This is a genomic window from Ktedonobacter sp. SOSP1-52 (assembly GCF_016587395.1).
Genome location: NZ_BNJH01000001.1, coordinates 362,501 through 381,341, shown reverse-complemented (window position 1 = coordinate 381,341; position 18,841 = coordinate 362,501). Strand labels below are relative to the sequence as shown.

Sequence of the window (18,841 nt, the reverse complement as noted above, 5' to 3'; positions counted from 1 at the left end):
AAGGAAACCATGTTCACATTGACGACTCTCAAAAGACATTTAGCCCTTGGTTTTGGCCTTGTGCTTGCTTTTGAGGACCACGCCATGGCGTGGAGCAGGCTGCGGATGGAACCCAGAGGCTCGTCCTGGCGATTTTCCTCGCTTTTGGCACATCCGAGTCGGCGTTCCCAACTGCACCAAAAGCGAGGGCATTGTCCGACGAACTTGTCGGGGGGTCAGCGGACGTTGCTTGGGTTCCCAAGGCCGATACACGGCCTGTCCCAGCGGACGTGCCAACAGCAACTGGTTCAAAGCCAGCGCCACCAACAGACTCCAACGCTCGAATTGCTCGGGTGTGCGCACATGGGCCTGGGTCCAGAGCAAGTCTTGCTTCATGAAACGGTAGCCATGCTCATGAGAGAAGCGATGGGCGTAGGTGGGAGCGACCTCCTGCAAAGGCATGTCTGCCGAGAGCTGAACAAACCAGCTCTCACGCGGATCGCGCTTGCTGTTCTTGGCCCCCTCGCGCACCACACGCACCACACACACCTCGACATCACGACCTTGTTTGAAGTGCAACCCGCTCCAACGCGTGAGGTGGACAGGCCTGCCCTTCTCATCGTTTGCGCTTACGCTCTCATCGGCCCCTGTCAGCGTTTCTGCTCGTGTGCCTTGCAGCAAGGCTCCATCCAAAGGGATACGGCCTTTCTTGCTTTTGCGCACGGGCTTGCGATACAGCTTGCGGTTGCGCTTGAGACGAATGAGCACCTGGCAGCCCAACTCCTTGCAGGCACGCAAGAACGCAGCCGTCGCATACCAGCGATCTGCCAGGATGACCACGCGACGTTTGAGGTGAGGAACCACCTCGCGCAGCTGGATGAGAGCCACCTCGGTAGCCGTTTGGTCGGTGCGCACGCGTCGCTGATCCAGGATGCCAACCCAACTGCCAGGCTCGGTAGGCAAGAGCATCACCGTCGAGAACTGCCATCCCACACTCACTGGCTTGGTGGCACGAGGCAGATTGGGGACGTAGATGATGCCGCGATCTGGGCTGGTTTCGGCTTCTGGCCGAGGCACACTACTACAATCAATGCTGATGCAAATGAGTTCCTCGCCCCCTCGTTGCTGCAAGAGGGCGTGGATGCAGACGGCGCGCAAGGCGTCCTCATCAATCTTGCCATTGGTCAAGCCTTGATAGAGGCTGGACCAGCCACGCTCGAAAGCAGGCGCTTGCGACAATTCGATCAGCGAGCGAGCCTCGGACTCGCTCAGCAAGGCATCACACAGGTTGAACAGGGCATCGGCTCCGCGACCAAAGCACGCGTAGGCTTGCTGACGAAAATCGGTCAATGTGTTAAAGTACATCCACGTAATGCTCATTTCTTGTTGATTTTTCTTGTTGAAAGAACATTACGTGATGTGGCAGCTCTTGGCAATCAAGACTGCCTTTTTTCTTAGGTTTATCTAAACGTCAATTGTCAATGGAGCTCGATTTTTACAAGACCCTCCCAACCTCACCAGTTAGCGGGGTTCTACCAGCGAAAGTGCCGCCAGTTCTTGCTCATCCAAACGATTGGTTTGAAACTCTCCCTCATGTCCATAAAAAATAAAGGCATTGGCCGAGTTCCAGTTCTCAATCGTATTAAGTCCTTCATGAATTTCGCGTCGTAGTTCTTCCGATTGCAAGTAGCGACAGATTATGTGGAATGCTCGCGCACTTCTCTGAAAGCTCTTCAAGATGAAGGCGCTCTCAGTCCACATAATCAAAGTTATGAGAGAATGGAATCCATTCCACATAACATTAAGAAAAATGGTTTTCACGGCCCGCCCTAACTCGGCAAACGCGCGATAGGTAGGATGTTGGAGCCCGGTTCGGCTAAATCGACGCAAAATGGCGTCCGTTTCCGCTGTGCCAAGACGCAGCGCGGTCGCATATTTGACCATCTGGTTGTAGTGCTGCCGAATGAGATCCCACTGAATAGGGCGTCCCAAAATCAAGCGTAGGTGGGGATACTGCTCGGCATCCGCCCGATCTACTAAGCCCAGTTTTTGCTCATAGATGTTCTTGAGGCGTGGCATGAGCTGAAAACCCAGCAGTCGACAGAAGCCAAAAGCAATTTCGGACTGACCGTGACTATCCACAAAGTGCTTATTGACCTGCATCTCGGTGCAGTGACGCATCACTCCCTGGATCATCGCGGCAACTTCAGAGGAAGAAACAGTCTTTACCTGAGAATAGATGCAGGTGGAGTGTTTTTCGACACCGGGTAGCCGGAGAGCATTGCTGCTCCCAAGCCCCCTGAGAACCGGACAAGAAGATTTCTCATTCATCCGGCTCAAGCCTCTCGTTAGCCCCTTTGGTGGGACACGGCTTCGTTACAGATAAACCCTGGCTGTGAATGGCTCGGTGACAGTCTGGGTGAAGCAGGACACGGTTTGCAGGTCCGTCGCTGCCGCCTTTGGATCGCCAAACGATATGGTGGCTATGCCAGCCGGTAAGTTCGGTGAGCTTTTGTTGGCAGTGTGGACAGATTCCCTGTTGCTCTTCCCAGAGGTGGAGAAGGAGCCGCCGTTTGCGGAGGTTGCTTTCCATTCTCAGATCAAGTCGTTTCTCGAAGTAGGTTTCCCAGGCCGGATCATACGGGTTGGCCGCATCCTTGATCTTGGTATGCCGTTCAATCGGTGTATCCGTGATCCAGGTGAGATAAACCCGCGTGGTTTCCTCTTGTTGGGTGACTTCTCCGAAGAAGACCCAGTTGCGCTGTCGAACGGAGCAGAAATACTTCTGCTTCACCCAACGAGCACCTTTACGGGGGTGCCTTCTCCTGGCCCATCGCCAGAGCGCCTGATAAATGGAGCGCTGGACACTATTGAAGGTCGCTTTACTGACCACATGTCGGTGATATCTCGCCCATCCTCGTATCACGCGATTGAGTTGACAGACGAGGTGCCCAGCAGTGGCCTGTTTGTTGTCCCGGATGATCACTCGAACTTTGTCGAGGAACGCCTGGACGTTTTTCTTTGATGGCTTGATAAGCAGCTTGCCGTGATACTTGCGTACATTCTGGCCGAGAAAATCAAAACCATCATCGATGTGCGTGATAACCGTCTTTTCGGGAGAGAGTTCAAGCCCTCTCTCTTTCATGAAGGTTTCGACCAGCGGTTTGATTTCTTCTTCAAGGAACTCTTTCGAGTGACCGGTGATGATGAAGTCATCCGCAAAGCGCACAAAATTGACCTTCGCATTGAAGCCGGTCTTTGGCTTCGGGTACTTCTCCCTCAAGATGCGTTCCAGGCCATCGAGTGTCAGATTGGCGAGCACTGGCGAGATGATTCCACCCTGCGGTGTACCATCTTCTGTCGGGTAAAGCGTCTTTTGTTCCATATATCCGGCTTTGAGCCATTTCTTGAGCATGGATTTCTCCATGGGGATATGGCTAACAAGCCATTCATGGGAAATACGGTCAAAACATGCTTTTATGTCGCCTTCCAGTATCCATTGTGCTGACGCTCTCTTTGCCAGGACGCAGAAGCATTGACCAATGGCGTCAGCCGTTGATCGTTGTGACCGAAATCCGTAGGAGTTGGGATCTCCGGTTGTCTCTGCGATGGGGTCGAGAGCGAGCAAGTAGAGGGCTTGCATAGCCCTGCACTTCATCACGGGAATGCCTAAAGGTCGCATCTTACCGTTTTTCTTCGGTATGTACACACGCTTGAGTGGCTGAGGGAGGTATCCTCGTTGCCGAAGCGCGTGTACGGCTGCCATTTTCTTCTCTGGCGTGTTCCAGGTTATCCCATCTACGCCAGGAGTGTTTCTGCCTTGGTTTTCTGTCACTCGTTTTACGGCAAGAAGTTTGCCGCTGTATGAGTGGGTGAGCAGACGTTGTAAGGCTTTCACTTTGCCCCATCTGCCTTCCTTCGTAGCCTTCACGATACGGATCTGAAGTCGGCGCACGTTTCGGTGAGCCTGGTACCAGTCGGTTCCATGCCATTGTTCCTCTTCGTGGGAAACTGCACCAGCGTCCTGTTTTTCGGTTGCTTGAACCGCGTCTTTGGTCGCTGCCATCTGCTTTGTCTCCTTTGTCGTTTTGTCAGATGATCTCGTGATGAGAGACCAGAGGGAAGTCAGCCTGCTTTCGCATCGGATGCTGTTTCAATCCGTATCTCCTCCATTGCAGAGAAGCCTTCGCTTGCTCCCTCCTCTTGTACCCGCTGCTCCGTCGGCTTCCCTTGCGGGTTGCTTTCCCGATTGGGTGGGGAAGCAACGGGCTTACCATGTTTTGCACACTTACCGTGATAGGTTAGGCTCTGCCTGTCCACCGGAGGCCGTTGTGTCTGCGAAGGGGAATGGCACACTCCCCGTTCCTGGCCTCGTACCATTTTGGTTCGAGCTTGTCAGCATCTTTAGCTCGTTGATCTTTACGGTGTTTAACAGCAGTTCACATGTGTTAGCCATACCACCAACCCTGGCTCCCGACCGCCTTGATGCTGGCAGTCGTCCTCTTTCCTCGCGGTGAGAGGACCATCCTTTTGGATGAGGCTACGTTGTCCCTGAAGCTTCATACCGTCAGATTGCTCTGGCCGCATGTTCAGGTAGGGTCAGGAAGCAGAATTCCTGGTTGAGTGCATTGCTGCCTCAACAGATAGATTGTGCAACTTCATGTCGCAAGTGCCAGTAAATCATGATTCCCTTGCCACCATAGCGCAGATGCCATTCCATGAGCAAGTTGTGATCCCACGAGCCAAATTGTTTGGAGTCTGAGGCGCAGGTGGTCGTCGCCTCACCCCAGATGGAGGCGCACGAACGCGAAAAATCGCGTTCGCCACGTCCGCAATCGCTGCTCGCAGTTGTTCTTTTTGAATATAGCGACGCCGAACATAGAGCAGGTCTTGGTACGCTTCTCCATGATCTCCGGTGCTGACCCGCTTGAGACCGGTATTGGTTCCCATTGCATAGAGGGAAAGTAAGAGTCGCTTGCGTAAGGTTGAGCGTTCGAGCACCTCGCGGGTGGCCGCACTCTTAAAATGGCGGGTAAAATCAATGCGCAGATCCGCCTCTTTGAGGATATCCAGCAGGCTCGTCATAGCCCATCGCCGTCCCACCTCCGCTTTGAGCCGTCCCAAATTCCGGGGTTCTTCTTGCGCCTCCAAGGGGGAAAGAGAGATCCAGCCTCCTCGTTTGTCCAGGATGCGCACCTTCTCTTTGACGGGATCAGTTGGGAGTGCGCGATTGAATGAGGCCAGAGCCTCACGCATCTCGGTTTGAAGGGTCCCAATAATACGAGTGCGAGCGGATTGCTGTGATATCCTTCTCTCATCCCAACCTAACCCCACTAACATCTGACAACAACACGTCTGAGACCAGCAGGAAACGCGGTCTATTTTCTCACAAAACGGATCACCTCGTATTGACGAAGATATTCATGTCTATTGACACGGTTGAGGTGCTTATTGCGTACTACAAGAAGGGACGTGAAAGAGAAAGGATGGTAGGCATGGAACCAGTTTCAACCGAGTCAGATACGCAGCACCAGGGAGAAGTATCTCCTGTTCAACCCCCAAAAGGGTCAGGCACAGATACAGGGATGTCGGAGGTCGGGCAAGGGAACCATGCTCCACTCAAGAATCTCTTCAAGGTTTTGGGGCCTGGCCTCATTACCGGAGCCTCTGATGATGATCCATCAGGCATTGGAACCTATACAGCGGCGGGAGCGTCATTGGGATACAGCACCTTGTGGACTGCCCTTCTCACGTTTCCCCTAATGACAGTTGTACAGTATCTGTGTGCGAAAGTAGGCATGGCGAGCGGGAGGGGATTAGCGGGTGTGCTCAAAAAGTATTATTCCCCTTGGGTTGTCTATCCTGCCGTCTTCGCATTGTTCCTCGCCAATACCATCAATATTGGAGCTGACCTCGGAGCTATTGCTGCCGCGATGAACCTGTTTCTCCCCTTACCGATCCCACTCTTGATTGTGCCAGTGACGCTCATCCTGCTCGCGCTTCAGATTTGGGGATCCTATCGCTTGATCGAGCAGATTTTCCGCTGGCTCACCCTGGCGCTCTTTGCCTATATTGTCTCGGCCTTTGTCGCTCATCCCGATGGACTGGCGCTGCTCAAAGGCACGTTTCTCCCCACATTTCGTGTTGATGGCACGTTTATTGCCACATTGGTTGCCATTATTGGCACCACCATTTCGCCGTATCTGTTTTTCTGGCAGAGTGATCAAGAGGTAGAGGACGCAATCAGCAAGGGGAAAACGAACCTGAAGCAACGCCAAAGGGTGACCAAAAAGGAACTGCGTTTAGCTTCCTGGGATGTGACAGTGGGAATGCTCATTTCGAACGTAGTCATGTATTGCATCATCCTTGCAACTGCCGCCACCTTGTTTCGCACAGGAAAACATGATATTCAATCTGCGACCGACGCAGCACAGGCGTTACGTCCAATTGCCGGGAACTTCGCGAGCATCCTGCTTTCCATTGGCTTAATTGGCTCAGGATGTTTGGGTGTGCCCGTCCTAGCGGGCTCTGCGGCCTACGCGCTCTCAGAAGCCTTTGGCTGGAAGTATGGACTCGAGAGACGACCAGGCGGGGCCAAGCATTTTTATGCGATCATCGTGGTTGCGATGCTGACTGGGATGCTCATGAATTTCCTGGGTATCAACCCGATATCCGCTCTGTTTTGGACCGCCGTCATCAATGGGATATTGGCTCCCCCTCTCCTCGTATTGCTCATGCTGATAGTGAATAATGAAAAGATTATGAAAAAACGGACCAATGGTCTCTGGCTGAACATCTTTGGCTGGCTGACAACAACGCTCATGTTTGTGGCTGCGATTGCACTGCTCCTCACACTGGGAAAATCCTAGAGTGAGGAGCATATCTGGTACCCAGAGCGAGAGACACAAGATGAGGGAAGCTACTTTGAAAAAAACTTCCATCTCAAGAGAGTGGTTCGGTTCTCTAACAGGTAACTTGATGAAGGTGAGCGTAGAGAATCTCGTGATGTAGAGGAACTACTGAGTGACATTCATGGGTTGTTGGAGAAAAAGTGAAGAGCGGTCACCATAGAATCAAGTTCACGAGACTAAGCAGGGAGAGGCTGAAGTGAAGCCACATCACTTCAGCCTCTCCCTGCTTAGTCTCGCTAAGAACACTTTAATCGACAGAGATCGTATGATAAACAATTGCATCTTTTCCCCTGTTCGAAATAGGTCATTTTTCCACTCATGGCTCTCTTCTGTTCTCAGTTTCCACCCAATGGGGGCAACTTCACCTGCGCTCGTCTCTCTTCCTGTTTCCCTGGTTTGGCTGCTAACAAACCTTCAGAGGGGGAAACATATTCTCTTCCTCGACGCATATTATCCCACATGATCTCCTGCCATTCTAAACCTACTCAAATGTGTTTATCCACACTCGAACAGGTTCAATTGCTGCACGTGCCCCTCACGGGAAGCCCCCATGACTCCTACGCCGCTTTGGGTCGCCTGCAGCACACCGCACTCAGGACGAGCCTGAGTGTGTGGCCCTCGCCGGGCAAGGAACCTCATCAAGATGTTGACGGCGCTATTGTCGTCTCGATCCATGACGAGTCCGCATTCCGCGCACCGATACGTCCTCTTGCGCAGTGGCATAGCTTGCAGCTTGCCACAGCCACTACACTGCTTGGAGGTGTTGCGCTCATCTAGAACGTGAAGCTCTTTCCCATACACCTGGCATTTGTAGGTGAGCATCTGGACAAAGGCGTACAGGCCCCAGTCATTGTACACCGCCCGATTGAGGGCTTTCTTGCGCTCCTGATGCTCTTTCATGACCATTTGCCGTTGGGAGAGATCTCCCACGACGACAGTTCTCTCAACCAGTCGCCGTGCGATCAGGTGCGACGCCTTGTGCAGGCTATCGCGCTGTTTGTTGCGCTTCTTCTGCGCCACGCGCTTGTACACCTTGCTCAGGTGAAGGTAGCGGCGGGACTTCTTCTTGCACGTACTGCGTTTGGAGCGAAGCCGATCTAACTGCTTGTTGTACCAGCGCGAGCCTTTGAACCCGCCGATGTGATAGATCCGGCCTTCTTCATTTACCCCAGTTGCCAGGGTTTTCAGACCCAGATCGAAGGCCACAATGCCACCGTCGCGTCTGGCTTGCTCGGGCTCTCGGTAGCTGAAGGAGGCGTAGTAGTCGCCCCTGCCATCGCGACTGATGGCCACCTCTCCAAAGCCTTCTGGAGGCTCTTCGGTGAGTGCGGCGCGGATCGCGGGATACTGTTTGTGCTTGCCCTTGCCTCCAGTGGGCAGAATGAGGGTGTTTCCCTCACACCTGAGATACATCGCCGGATAACACAGGGTAAAGAAGCCATGGCGAGGTCGCACGCGAGGAAAGCCCGGGGTTTCGCCATTGCCGAGGCGACGAAAGAAGGCTCGCATAGCCCCATCCAGGCGATAGTAGACTTCGGCAAGCAGTTTGCCATACACCTGATTGAGTTCAGGATCGTGGACACGACTCTCGGCCAGCGTTTTCTTGCAGGCGTTGAAGCGCCACGTCTCTCCGTCTCTGAGCCTCATGACCCACCAATTGTAGAGGCCTCTGCATTTGCCTTGCATGAACTCAAGGGTGGCTGCATCTTGCTCGCGAAGGTCAAGCTTGATCTTTTTGCAGAGGAGCATGAAACCCCTTCTCTTTCAATACCACCCCGAAAGGCGGAAAACATCTTCTCTCGCCAGAAACAGAAGATACCCTGATGTAGAACATTCTTTCTTATTTGATAGGTGTATCATACGATACTATCGTCACTCTGTCAACGTATACGAATGTGTGCAATAAGCGCACGTTTGATCATGTTTGCGCATCGTTTTGATTACTGTTCTTATGCTCCCTCATGCCCCACCAAAGAATCCTGGAAAAAGCGTGGTCAGGATAATGAGAAACGTCAGAACGGTCATCATAATCGTGGTTATCCAGGCGACACTATTGAAAAAGGGGTAGTGTTGCAAAAAACGGTAGCGAAGGGGTAAAATGAACAAAATATGGCAGATTGAGAGACCCTCTGCATGCAAAACCATTCGTTGTTCAAATGGAGGCACTTTCAGTTTCTTTGTTGCCAGAGCGCTTTGAGACGGTGACCGCTATTTCCTCACTCGTTCCAGAATCAACCAGAATGCTCTTGATTTGGAAAGGAGACACGAAAGAAGAGCCCCTGATCGAGAATGAACATTCCTGGCAGCATGGTGGTGAGCTTGCGACGACGGCAAGGAGGTAAGGTTTGGTATATTTTCAAACGGTAGAGTGCAAAATCGTGGTCTTGCAGGTGAACATATCCAATACGACGAGCTTCTCCACAGGCTTCTTCTGCCATACATTGATTGCAAGCAGTCCATTTGAGCGGAATTTTCGCGAAGGAATGATGTCGTATTGCTCGCTCAATGGGAAAAAGAAGCCATAGAAACTGTCAAGTCCTTGTGGGCCAAGCCGAAGGAATCCATCTGATAAAGGGTAAAGCAACGCTCTCCCTTGCGCTTGAGGACAAGCCCGAAGCGCCTGGATGTAACCTACCTGGGGGGCGGGGTCAGCAGGCTAACCGCAGCGGTTAGCCTGCTGACCCCGCCCCCCAGGTAGGATCATAGTCCTCCCTGGTCCTGAGTAAATAGGCAGCAATCATCAGCATCTTGCGCATCACCGCCATCAGCGCCGTTTTTTTGCCTAATCCTCGTGCGAGGAGACGATGATAGTAGGCTCCAAAGGCCGAACCAGGGAGAGAGGTGCAGCGCATGGCAGCCATGTAGAGCATGCGTCGGACTAACCCGCTCCCGCGTTTGGAGAGCTTGGCCTGACCTTGCCATTTGCCACTCTGCTTGATTTCCACATCCATGCCTGCATAAGCCACCACCTGATCGAGACGCTGGAAGCGAGCCACGTCTCCCAGTTCAGCGCGCAGGACCGCCACCGTTTGCATGCCAAATTCGGGGACCTCCTGGAGCCCTCTGACCCCTGGATCGCGGGAGAGCCGTTTCTCCATCTCCTCTTCAATTTGCTCCAGGTGGGCCAGGGTGTGTTGCAACTGCTCGCACCAGATTTTCAAGCTGAGTGAGCGGACATCGAGGGCCAGATCACTGCTGACCGAATGCTCAGCTACCCCCACTAACTGTCTTGCGGTCTCCCGCCCGTAACGGTGAGGAGCCGAGGCTTGCAAGACGGACGCGATGGCATCCACTCCCGCTTCGCGAATGGCCTTGGCACTGGGATATGCCCGCAGCACAGAGGTTGCGGTGGGCCGACACGGGTCGGCAAAGACCTGGCTGAATTCGGGAAACAGCACGACCAGCAGGGCCTGGATCTCATTCTTCTCCCGCGCGAGCTCATCGCTGAGGTGGGAATGCAAACGGACCAACTCGCGATAGCTGGCAATCTGCTCATCGGGGACATAACCCACGCGAGCCTCTCCACTGAGTAGGGCTCGTGCTATCGTGGTGGCGTCCAATCGGTCAGTCTTCGCCCGCAATCCTCGTTGCTTGGCAAACTCATGTGTTTGTCGTGGATGCAACAAACACAGATGATATCCTTGCTGCTGGAGAAAGTGAAAGAGATTTTCCCCGTAGCGCGAGGTGGCTTCCAGGCCCACCACGATCTGACCAGGGTCCACGCCTAAACGGGCCATCCGTTCTTGGAGCAGCGCAAATCCGGAGGCGGCATTGGCCAGCTTAGTCGGTTTGATCACCACCTGTTTCTGGGGAGTCAGAACAGTCAAGCAGCAGTCCTCGCTGCCGATATCAATGCCCACGACATACGCAAACGACGACGGGTCAAGGAGCACAGAAGGAGATACTTCTGCCATCACACACCTGCTTTCTTCTCACCATCACTTCCCTGTGCGCATTGTTTTCCTCTGTTTCAACGGGACACCCTCCCACGCAGAGCAATCGTGAACTCATCTTGGATCGGAAGTCATCGGGTTCTCACGGAGAACGCAACGCGTACCACAAGCCGAATCGACGTTTGTCACCCTGGCAGGCGGGGAGCCGTCTTTTCCTGGAAGTCACCATCTCGCGTACGAGACGGGCTACGAGTGGTTACCGTGGCTCTCCCGCTGATGTTCCCAGTCTCGCAGATTCCTGGTCTCTCAACAAGTCCTCTGCTCAACACCAATTAGTATATGAGTGGTTGGTAAGGAAGAAACACTTCCAGATGCGGAGCAGATCTCTTGCTCTCATGGTCTTGCAGATTCGACATATGTATTGTATTTCCTGCTAGAGAAGCTTCGGTTGCAAAAGACACCTTTGCTCTCTCACTTGCGACAAGGACGTCATTTCCCTCCCCTCAGCCCATAAGCCTGCATCATATGGCGTTTTCCTATCTTCATTATTGTACACCGGTGGCTTGCTTCACATCTACATAGAGAGATTTCCTCCCATCTTATCCATCGACTCCTCCTTTTTGCCAGGGGTGCTCCAGTATCGAAAAATCATATACAGAAGAGAAGCTTTCTGCTGCTACCATAAAGATGTTTTGTAAAAATTGAACTGGGAAAGATGGCTGTGTTGCAAGAAGGAGAGCAGCCCCGTAAACTTGAGCTTATCAAGAGTTCCCCAAAAAAACCTTTGTCGTGCGAGAAATAGTGAGACCACCTCTCCTCCTAGAAATAGATGGGTACAACCCTCTCTCGCAGAGCGTTTCGCATAACAGAAAAAATCATTGGAACATGCGCCTTTTTCAACAAAGGTATGTATAGTGATTTTTGTTTGGACATGTACCCCTGTGAGATAGAAAGATCGAAGGGGCAAAGAGGCGTGGATGGCGTGCTCACATTACGAGCACGCCATCCACGCCTCTTTACCGTAAAAAGCCTGATTACGGTTTATCGCGTATTTTCTCATGGGAACTCATTTATCTCGATTCGCGATTGATCTGACCAATCGCTTTTGTGATATCTGTTGGTTTGTTAAACGTCTCGTCTGGGAGCTTTTGCAGGGCGTCCATGATCTCTTTGTCAGCGCCCTGCTGTTGTGCATGCTTGACGAGGTTGTCCTTGCTTGTTGGATAATCTATGCCCTTGAGGTGTTTCTCAACCTGGACTGGATTAATTTCTGCCATAGCTGATGGTGTCCTCCTTCTCAAAGATTGGCTACGCTGCATACTGCATCAGGTATCCTACTTGGTATCGACCACACAGGTCTATAGTAGGGCACGAACTTTTTACGAGAAAGGTAACAGATGTCGTTACGCCGCTTTTGTGGTTCTCAGCCATCTTCCGAGCAATAAGATGCTGCCTGAAACCATTCTGCCTGACAGATTGGCTATTTGAGCCAAAAGGGCAGAGCACTTCCTGTTTATAGTTGAGTTTAGCACGGGAGATGACGGAGAACCACCAAACTGGGGTTCCCCGTTATCTCCCGTGCTAAACTCATGCGTAGAAAAAAAGTGGTCACGCTAATTGGCTCCAGCAGCGAAATTCTCAAAGGGTACTTACCTTCAAGAATCGCGCCTCCTCTGCACGGGAGATGACGGAGAACCGGTTCGGTAGAGCAAATATACTACTAACAAGGGAGAACTTAACTAATGAGCTCTGAGGGGCTAAGAGAAAGAGGTTGAACTCACTTTAACATCTTTTGTGTTATCTTCGCTGTTTACTCTTTAACGAGTACTTTATTGCGGTCACTTACTACCTCAGGAACAATTGTTAGTCATATTTGAATTAGAAATTGTTATTTTTCAATGTAAAAGGTTCCAGGCTCCAAATGAGTCTGTTTGCGAGCACAATGGCTAAGAAGTCCATCCAGGAAGCAGCATATTGATCTCGGATGGTTTGATATTCACCCCAGGAGAGAGATTGTGTCGATGATTGTGCGATAACTTCCAAGAGTGCCTGCTGAAAAGCAGGAGGAGCGATATGCTGTCGTAGGTGCTTAAACGTTTTTCTGCCATCTGTGATGAGCAACCCAAGGCCATGTTTCATGCAAAAGAGACGGGTGGTCTCATATTTGATAAGGTTTCTATGAAGGGCCATATGGGTCCATTGGGTTATCTCAGCAATAGCTCCCCTTCCATCTTTGAGCACAAAGAAAATATCAGGACAATAGGTGCGTGCTTTCCCATACGCCTCTTCAGTAATGAGAAAAGGTTGCTCCTGATAGATAGCTACTTCTGCTGCTGCTTCGAGGCGTTGGAGCATCTGCATCTCAAGTAACGAACGGTACGAGACGTCTCTCTTCATTTTCTGACTGAAGAACTTCCCCGCATTTTCCGAAGCATCCAATTGGGAAGTCCTTTCAAGAGATGCATCGATAAGGCCAGAAAGACGATGAATGTCTGTCTGAACCGGACGAGGCCAGAGGGTCCCCGGAAGGAGGCGAGTAAATGATGCCGCATATTTTTCCATCTTTGCCTGCTGGATCTGGTCTGCTGTTGTTTCTGCAAGCATCTGCATCAATGCTGCCATGACCTGTTTGGCCTCTGCTTCTTTGAAGAGCAACAATACGAGTAATGGAAAGGCGTGTGTCTGCGGCGGAAGATTGGGGAGTTCTTCCTGAGCAAACGTGATGATGCGTTCTAGGGATTCCTGTGTACTTGGTTTACATGCCTGGTCGAGAGACTGCAGAAGCGATGCACAAGCTCCTGTTGTCTTGCCTTGCGCTAATTCTCTTTGCCCTTTGTGTTTGATTTTGCGTAAAGAACGTTCTACCACCTGGCGGATGCGTTCTCGTGAGAGCGAGAATGTCTGAGCGACCTGCTCGAGAGTCTGAGGTTCTCCACTTATAATCCCATATCTTGACTCGACGAAGGATTGTTCTCGCTCAGTGAGGGCTTCTCTTTGAGCAAGGAAAAAGGCTTCAAGAAAGCTAGAATCTGACGCTGTCATCTTCGTATTGTTCCTTGTGCGAGCAATGTTATAGCAGCAGGGTTGGAATAGATAAATTTTAGCACATTTTTAGTACATGAAGAGAGGGTGCAAAATGATGGCAGAAGGCGAAAAAGATGAAGAAAGAAGGAAAAGCACGAAAGAAACGATTTTCGACTCAGGAAGAGAAATCTATGAATTTCCAGGAGACATACCGTCGACTTTTTTAGCAAAGTTGATCAATGGCAATGAAAACGTTTGACTTTTTCAGAAAGGAGATCTTTTTCTCGTCTGATGCAGCCCGAAGTTACTCAATACTTAATGCGAGCGACGGCCGAACTGGCCGAGCTGCTCGGGATTGCCGTGTAAACCAAAGCAGGAGGGAGGCAACCGGCTCCCTCCCGCTGCTCCTTGGTACTATCGCGAACGTTGCAAATGATGTGGTAGTGGGAAGTAGTCAAATCTGAACAATAACGAGAGAAAGTTAGCCTTGATGAGTTGAGCTTGTAGAACCTCGCGAGTGAGAAAACGTACTGAGCGACATCCATGAGTTGTTGGAGGGAAAGGGAATAGCTGTCGCCATCTAACCAGATTCTGGAGCATAAGGAGGAAGAGGCTGAAGCGATGCGGTTTCACTTCAGCCTCTTTTGCGTTCTCTCATGATGAATGCTTCAATTTCTAGGCGAAGGAAACGTTCCTTCTGTTCTTGGCTTCTACTGAATTGGGGCAACTCCAAAGACCAGGTGATTGCTGCTTTACGTCGGCGTCTTGAGGAATTGAAACAAGCCCTGGCGCGAAAGACGGAGCGCTTCGGCAAAAGCTGCAGGAGATAGATCGCCTCTATGGGAAACTGGCCGCTGGTAGCTCACAGACTGATGCAGAGCTTCGCCAGGATTTGCAGGCTGCGCTACAACGTCTCGCGCTTCTCGAGTTGCCTGAGCAGTGATGAGTGCATTCGCTTTTCGCGCCACATCAGGCTGACCTCTGGCTTTGGGAGAATGCAATGACCCACGCCCGTTGCTCCTCGGTCTCTGGCACGGCATATCCTCTCGCTCGGCCCAACAGATCAAATGCTTGCTCTGGGGCCATACCGGTGAGTACAAGCACGCTCGCTGCCATGAGGACCGCTCGACCAAGCCCGTGGCGGCAATGAAACGTGAGGTGTTTTCCTTCGGAGAGAGATGCTCTGAGTTGCTTCAGGAACACGAATGTCGGCTCAGAGAATGGAGGCACACTGCGATCGATGATCGCCAGGGAGAGATACGTGATTGCTTGCTGCTGACAGAACGCAGCTTCTTCTGCAAGGTCTAACTCCCGCACTTCCGCGGAGGTCAGCAGAGACACCAGGATGTCAACGCCAGAGGCACGCAGAGCTTTGACTTCATCGAAGAGCCAATCTCCACCTCGTGGACGTGCCATGATGCTCACTTTCCCAGTAGAAAGTCCTTGCACAGTGTACAATGGCACTCGCATGGGCAGATCTCCTTCTCCCAATGTCTTGGGATAGATGGTTGTCTGATCGAGGTACTGACGAGAGACGCCTGCGGACCTCCTATTGCTTGAACAGGGCTGGAATGGACGACGTTTTTCCTCTCGATGTATTAGACAGCTGGGCGTTGCTAGGAGGAGTGAGGAGGCTTTTGAGGAGAATGCAGGGGAATGGCTTGAGTATATGTCATTCTCTCATCCTTTGCAAGAGTTTTCCCAGCTTCTTGGCCTACCTCCTGTCAACGTCTGTTCGTTCTTTCTCAACAGAAACAACCATCGTCTCCCTTGAGCGGCTGATTCAACGTTGTTCTCTCCAGAGAAAAAAAAGGACAACACTACTGGCAAACCACATAATGCTCACCATCCGTGGTGTAGTTGGCAGTTTGTTTAAACGGATTGGTTGAGGGTTATATAAACAAGCTCAAGCCGATGAAAAGGATGGGATATGGACGAGCTGGATTTGCGCTGCTACGCCAGAGAGTTCTTCACGCCCTATGACCGGGTGCAAATGAAAGGTGAATTCGGAAGAAAAATGGAGCGCTTGTTCGACAAGAAACGTGAAATGATGCTACTCTCTGTATGAGAGAGAAAGATGTAAACACTGTTTGAAAGGCACAATATGACAAACGAGACGAACCAATTTGGGCCATGGCAGCCCTGGCAACCAGAGGAGGTTGCCAGGTTCTTTTCCACGCTCACGATTCCCTGGTGGATCGCTGGCGGATGGGCACTCGATCTCTTCCTCGGAGTTCAAACACGAGAGCATGAGGATATTGACGTACAGATCCTCCGGAGTGATCAACAGGAAGTTCGTACCGTTTTTCGTGCGTGGGATGTCCAAGGAGCGCACCCTGGAGCGCTTTCAGCAGAGTGACCTTTCCGTGAATGGGAAGCAGGCTCGCTCCTGAGCCCGAGCGTTCATGATGTCTGGTGCCGTCCGAGCAAGACCGATCCCTGGGCGCTCCAACTCATGGTTGTCGATACCAGTGATGACCAATGGCTCTTCCGGCGCGATCCACGTATTCGTCGCCCGCTGGCTATTGTGGGGCACCGAACGAACGATGGTATCCCGTATCTCGCACCAGAAATACAACTCTTATACAAGGCTAAAGCACTCCGCCCGAAAGACGAGGCGGACTTCGCCAGGATACTCCCCGCCCTTGATGGGAAGAGTCGCTAATGTTGGCTCAGTGTCTTGCTCTCGTCCATCCTGGTCATGCATGGCTGACTAAACTCAGGTAAATCTTATCGACGAGCCTTCACGAGAGTGTGTAAGAGCCTCAAAAGTGAGCGAGACCCACTTTTGAGGCGAAACGGACAAAATCAGCGCGAAACATGGAAATTGACTCTGGAGAATCGAGAGAAGTAGCCCAGAGACGGATTGTTTCGCACCATTTTGGGAAATGGGTGAGGCAGCGCAGGGTACATCTTGTGGTTACAACAGGTGTTGGACGTTTCCCAACTATTCCCATCTCCTTTTCGGTCTGTGTCAGCTTCGCTGGTACTGGGCCTCCATGCCTGTTGAGAGAACGTTACCATGTTGGCTCTCCCCAAGAGTGCCTTTCGACTTCCCAGCGAAGCCGGTATGCATGCTCAACTGGCGCACGCCGTCGTCAAGAGGATCGACTCCTAGCCGAGAGGTGACGCACCATCTTTCAGTCCCGACTCGGCTTTGTTCTGATTCCGGCGATGACGAGATCGAGCATGCGGTTGGCCCCATCAGGATCGGACGCATGTTCATTCACCAGGGCGATTCCGTAGACGAGTCGTATCACGTCGAGGATATGGACATCCGTTCGGATTTGTTCTGCGGCCTGGGCGCGGAGCAAGAGGACTTCTCCCGCCTCGTGCATCGCTTTGTTCGCAGCATAGCTTCTCGTTCCCGGAACGTGCTTGGCAGCCATGATGGCTGCTCCCATGCTCCGCCCTCGAGCCGCGAAGTCCATCTGGAGACGAAGCCAGCTCATCAAGGCGTCGAAAGGGGACGGAGCGCTTGCAAGTTCTTCAGCGTGCGCCCTCAATTCATTGGTCTCATCCAGGAACACGGCTTCAAGGAGATCCTGACGCGTGGGGAAGTGGCGGTACAGCGTTCCGATTGCGACCCCGGCTGACCTGGCAATGTCCTCGAGGACGATGTCAGCGCTGCGCTCGGAGACCGCGGCTCGCGCCGTATTCAGCAGGCTGGCGTAGTTGCGCTGGGCATCAGCTCGCATGGGGCGGTTGGCTGGTGTTGGCTCGTTCATTTCATGCTCCTCTTTTCTCCCAGGGAGAGTGGTCCTTGACAAAGTGAGGGTCCCTCCGTTATTATAGAGAGGTAAATCTGAGGGTCCCTCCGTTAATAGATGGAGGTAGCCTCATTTTATCACACTCATGCTTGATCTTACCAGGAGAAGGAGAACTTTCTTATGCGTGTTTTCGTCACAGGAGCAACAGGCTACATCGGTTCCGCCGTCGTCCATGAACTCATTGGTGCCGGCCATCAGGTCGTCGGTCTTACCCGTTCAGACAATGGTGCCGAGGCACTGAAGGAAGCTGGGGCCGAGGTGCATCGCGGTACCCTTGAAGACCTCGACAGCCTTCGCGCCGCTGCGGCGGCAGTGGATGGCGTTATTCACCTGGCGTTTGGGCATAACTTCTCGGACTTCGCAGCCGCGGTCACCACCGATCTGCGCGCCGTCGAGACGATGGGGGCGGCGCTGGAAGGCACAGGCAAGCCATTCGTGACCACCGCTCACCTAAACGGAGAGGCATCGGATAACGCGGTGCTCGCACTGGCTGGAGTGCGATCATCGGTCGTCTCTCTCTGTCCGTCCGTGCATGACGAGGGCGACAAGGGCTTCGTGCCGATACTGATCACCATCGCTCGCGCGAAGGGCGTCTCTGCCTATATCGGCGATGGGTCCAATTGCTGGCCTGCTGTCCATCGCCTCGATGCGGCGCGCCTGTACCGCCTGGCACTGGAAAGCGCCCCGGCGGGGTCACGGCTTCAAGGAGTTGGCGACGAGGGTGTGCCATTCCGCGACATTGCCAGCGTCATCGGTCGCCACCTGAACCTACCGGTAGTCAGCATTTCCCGTGAAGAGGCAGACGCCCACTTCGGCTTTCTCGGCGCCTTGGCGGCGCTCGACATCCCGAGGTCGAGTGCACAGACCCAGGAACTCTTGGGATGGCGGCCTGTGCACCCGCGACTTCTTCCGGACCTCGAACAGCACTACTTCAACAACTGATGTAAGACTCAGGGTCCCTCCTCATAACAACAGGTCTTAAGTATGAACGGACCGGAAGACAACGCGAAGCACTTCGCGTTGTCTTCCGGCCCGTTCATCAAGGGCCTCATGCTCTTCTCGCTTTCGAGGTTGGGAATTTCCCGATCATCCCGCTGTGAATTGACACCTGGTGAGTGCTTCAATCCGCCTTTGGAGCTGTTTCTTCAGGTCCTGGATGGTCGATTTCAACTCTTCGCGCTGATGCGTGTCCGTTTCACCTCAAAAGGTGTGCTGATGCGCACCAATTTACGACCAAAAGAACCAAAATCAGGAGCATTCCTCC

General features: G+C 52.5%; 17 protein-coding genes and 2 pseudogenes. 7 read left to right on the top strand and 12 right to left on the bottom strand.

Translation table 11 applies throughout. The annotated features are described in order from the left end of the window. Positions 1-39 precede the first annotated feature (39 nt). From JMJ16_RS01600 to ltrA, 3 genes and pseudogenes are all read right to left on the bottom strand, one after another. Positions 40-1,344, bottom strand: coding sequence for an NF041680 family putative transposase (locus JMJ16_RS01600; RefSeq protein ID WP_201382689.1), 1,305 nt, complete (start codon positions 1,342-1,344; stop codon positions 40-42). Between the two features lie 171 nt (positions 1,345-1,515). After that, positions 1,516-2,241 (bottom strand): annotated as a pseudogene (locus tag JMJ16_RS01595) (Tn3 family transposase); the annotation flags it as partial. Positions 2,242-2,302: 61 nt separating this feature from the next. Then, complete coding sequence (gene ltrA, locus JMJ16_RS01590; RefSeq protein ID WP_201377891.1) at positions 2,303-4,045, bottom strand: group II intron reverse transcriptase/maturase; 1,743 nt, start codon at positions 4,043-4,045, stop codon at positions 2,303-2,305. Between the two features lie 265 nt (positions 4,046-4,310). Between ltrA and JMJ16_RS01585 the strand changes: the two genes are divergently transcribed. After that, complete coding sequence (locus JMJ16_RS01585; protein WP_201377889.1) at positions 4,311-4,496, top strand: hypothetical protein; 186 nt, start codon at positions 4,311-4,313, stop codon at positions 4,494-4,496. A 119-nt stretch (positions 4,497-4,615) separates the two neighbouring features. On the opposite strand, the gene JMJ16_RS56640 is transcribed toward JMJ16_RS01585, so the two are convergent. Beyond that, positions 4,616-4,771: a Tn3 family transposase gene (locus JMJ16_RS56640; protein ID WP_374228977.1), complete on the bottom strand. Its 156-nt coding sequence runs from the start codon at positions 4,769-4,771 to the stop codon at positions 4,616-4,618. A 72-nt stretch (positions 4,772-4,843) separates the two neighbouring features. Beyond that, a pseudogene (locus JMJ16_RS56635) lies at positions 4,844-5,064 on the bottom strand (Tn3 family transposase); the annotation flags it as partial. 410 nt (positions 5,065-5,474) lie between these two features. On the opposite strand from JMJ16_RS56635, the gene JMJ16_RS01575 reads away from it, so the two are divergent. Continuing rightward, the gene (locus tag JMJ16_RS01575) at positions 5,475-6,848 is read left to right on the top strand and encodes an Nramp family divalent metal transporter (protein ID WP_201377885.1); all 1,374 of its coding nucleotides are present in this window, start codon (positions 5,475-5,477) and stop codon (positions 6,846-6,848) included. 537 nt (positions 6,849-7,385) lie between these two features. Here the strand turns inward: JMJ16_RS01575 and JMJ16_RS01570 are convergent. The 5 genes from JMJ16_RS01570 to JMJ16_RS01550 form a co-directional block, all read right to left on the bottom strand. Further along, positions 7,386-8,639 (bottom strand): RNA-guided endonuclease TnpB family protein, encoded by a 1,254-nt coding sequence (locus tag JMJ16_RS01570; RefSeq protein WP_201377883.1) that lies wholly within the window; start codon positions 8,637-8,639, stop codon positions 7,386-7,388. Positions 8,640-9,121: 482 nt separating this feature from the next. Next, positions 9,122-9,328 carry a hypothetical protein gene (locus JMJ16_RS01565; protein WP_201377881.1) on the bottom strand — a complete coding sequence of 69 codons (207 nt, stop codon included), beginning with the start codon at positions 9,326-9,328 and terminating at the stop codon, positions 9,122-9,124. A 231-nt stretch (positions 9,329-9,559) separates the two neighbouring features. After that, complete coding sequence (locus JMJ16_RS01560; RefSeq protein ID WP_201377879.1) at positions 9,560-10,804, bottom strand: IS110 family transposase; 1,245 nt, start codon at positions 10,802-10,804, stop codon at positions 9,560-9,562. 1,049 nt (positions 10,805-11,853) lie between these two features. Further along, positions 11,854-12,060: a DUF2795 domain-containing protein gene (locus JMJ16_RS01555; RefSeq protein WP_201377877.1), complete on the bottom strand. Its 207-nt coding sequence runs from the start codon at positions 12,058-12,060 to the stop codon at positions 11,854-11,856. Between the two features lie 601 nt (positions 12,061-12,661). Beyond that, positions 12,662-13,825 carry a sigma factor-like helix-turn-helix DNA-binding protein gene (locus JMJ16_RS01550; RefSeq protein ID WP_201377876.1) on the bottom strand — a complete coding sequence of 388 codons (1,164 nt, stop codon included), beginning with the start codon at positions 13,823-13,825 and terminating at the stop codon, positions 12,662-12,664. Between the two features lie 94 nt (positions 13,826-13,919). Between JMJ16_RS01550 and JMJ16_RS01545 the strand changes: the two genes are divergently transcribed. Continuing rightward, on the top strand, positions 13,920-14,066 hold the full coding sequence (locus tag JMJ16_RS01545; protein ID WP_201377875.1) for a hypothetical protein: 147 nt from the start codon (positions 13,920-13,922) through the stop codon (positions 14,064-14,066). Positions 14,067-14,776: 710 nt separating this feature from the next. Here the strand turns inward: JMJ16_RS01545 and JMJ16_RS01540 are convergent. Next, complete coding sequence (locus JMJ16_RS01540; RefSeq protein ID WP_201377874.1) at positions 14,777-15,277, bottom strand: hypothetical protein; 501 nt, start codon at positions 15,275-15,277, stop codon at positions 14,777-14,779. 460 nt (positions 15,278-15,737) lie between these two features. Between JMJ16_RS01540 and JMJ16_RS01535 the strand changes: the two genes are divergently transcribed. The 3 genes from JMJ16_RS01535 to JMJ16_RS53485 all read left to right on the top strand — a co-directional run bounded on the left by JMJ16_RS01535 (position 15,738) and on the right by JMJ16_RS53485 (position 16,472). Then, positions 15,738-15,875 carry a hypothetical protein gene (locus JMJ16_RS01535; RefSeq protein ID WP_201374047.1) on the top strand — a complete coding sequence of 46 codons (138 nt, stop codon included), beginning with the start codon at positions 15,738-15,740 and terminating at the stop codon, positions 15,873-15,875. Between the two features lie 36 nt (positions 15,876-15,911). Further along, on the top strand, positions 15,912-16,166 hold the full coding sequence (locus JMJ16_RS53490; RefSeq protein ID WP_236601116.1) for a nucleotidyltransferase domain-containing protein: 255 nt from the start codon (positions 15,912-15,914) through the stop codon (positions 16,164-16,166). Between the two features lie 96 nt (positions 16,167-16,262). Continuing rightward, positions 16,263-16,472, top strand: coding sequence for a hypothetical protein (locus JMJ16_RS53485; RefSeq protein WP_236601115.1), 210 nt, complete (start codon positions 16,263-16,265; stop codon positions 16,470-16,472). A 475-nt stretch (positions 16,473-16,947) separates the two neighbouring features. Here the strand turns inward: JMJ16_RS53485 and JMJ16_RS01525 are convergent, their stop codons facing one another. Next, a complete protein-coding gene (locus JMJ16_RS01525) occupies positions 16,948-17,535 on the bottom strand; it encodes a TetR/AcrR family transcriptional regulator (protein WP_201377873.1) in 588 nt (195 codons plus the stop codon). Between the two features lie 162 nt (positions 17,536-17,697). On the opposite strand from JMJ16_RS01525, the gene JMJ16_RS01520 reads away from it, so the two are divergent. Then, positions 17,698-18,519 carry an SDR family oxidoreductase gene (locus tag JMJ16_RS01520; protein ID WP_201377872.1) on the top strand — a complete coding sequence of 274 codons (822 nt, stop codon included), beginning with the start codon at positions 17,698-17,700 and terminating at the stop codon, positions 18,517-18,519. Positions 18,520-18,841: the final 322 nt, after the last annotated feature.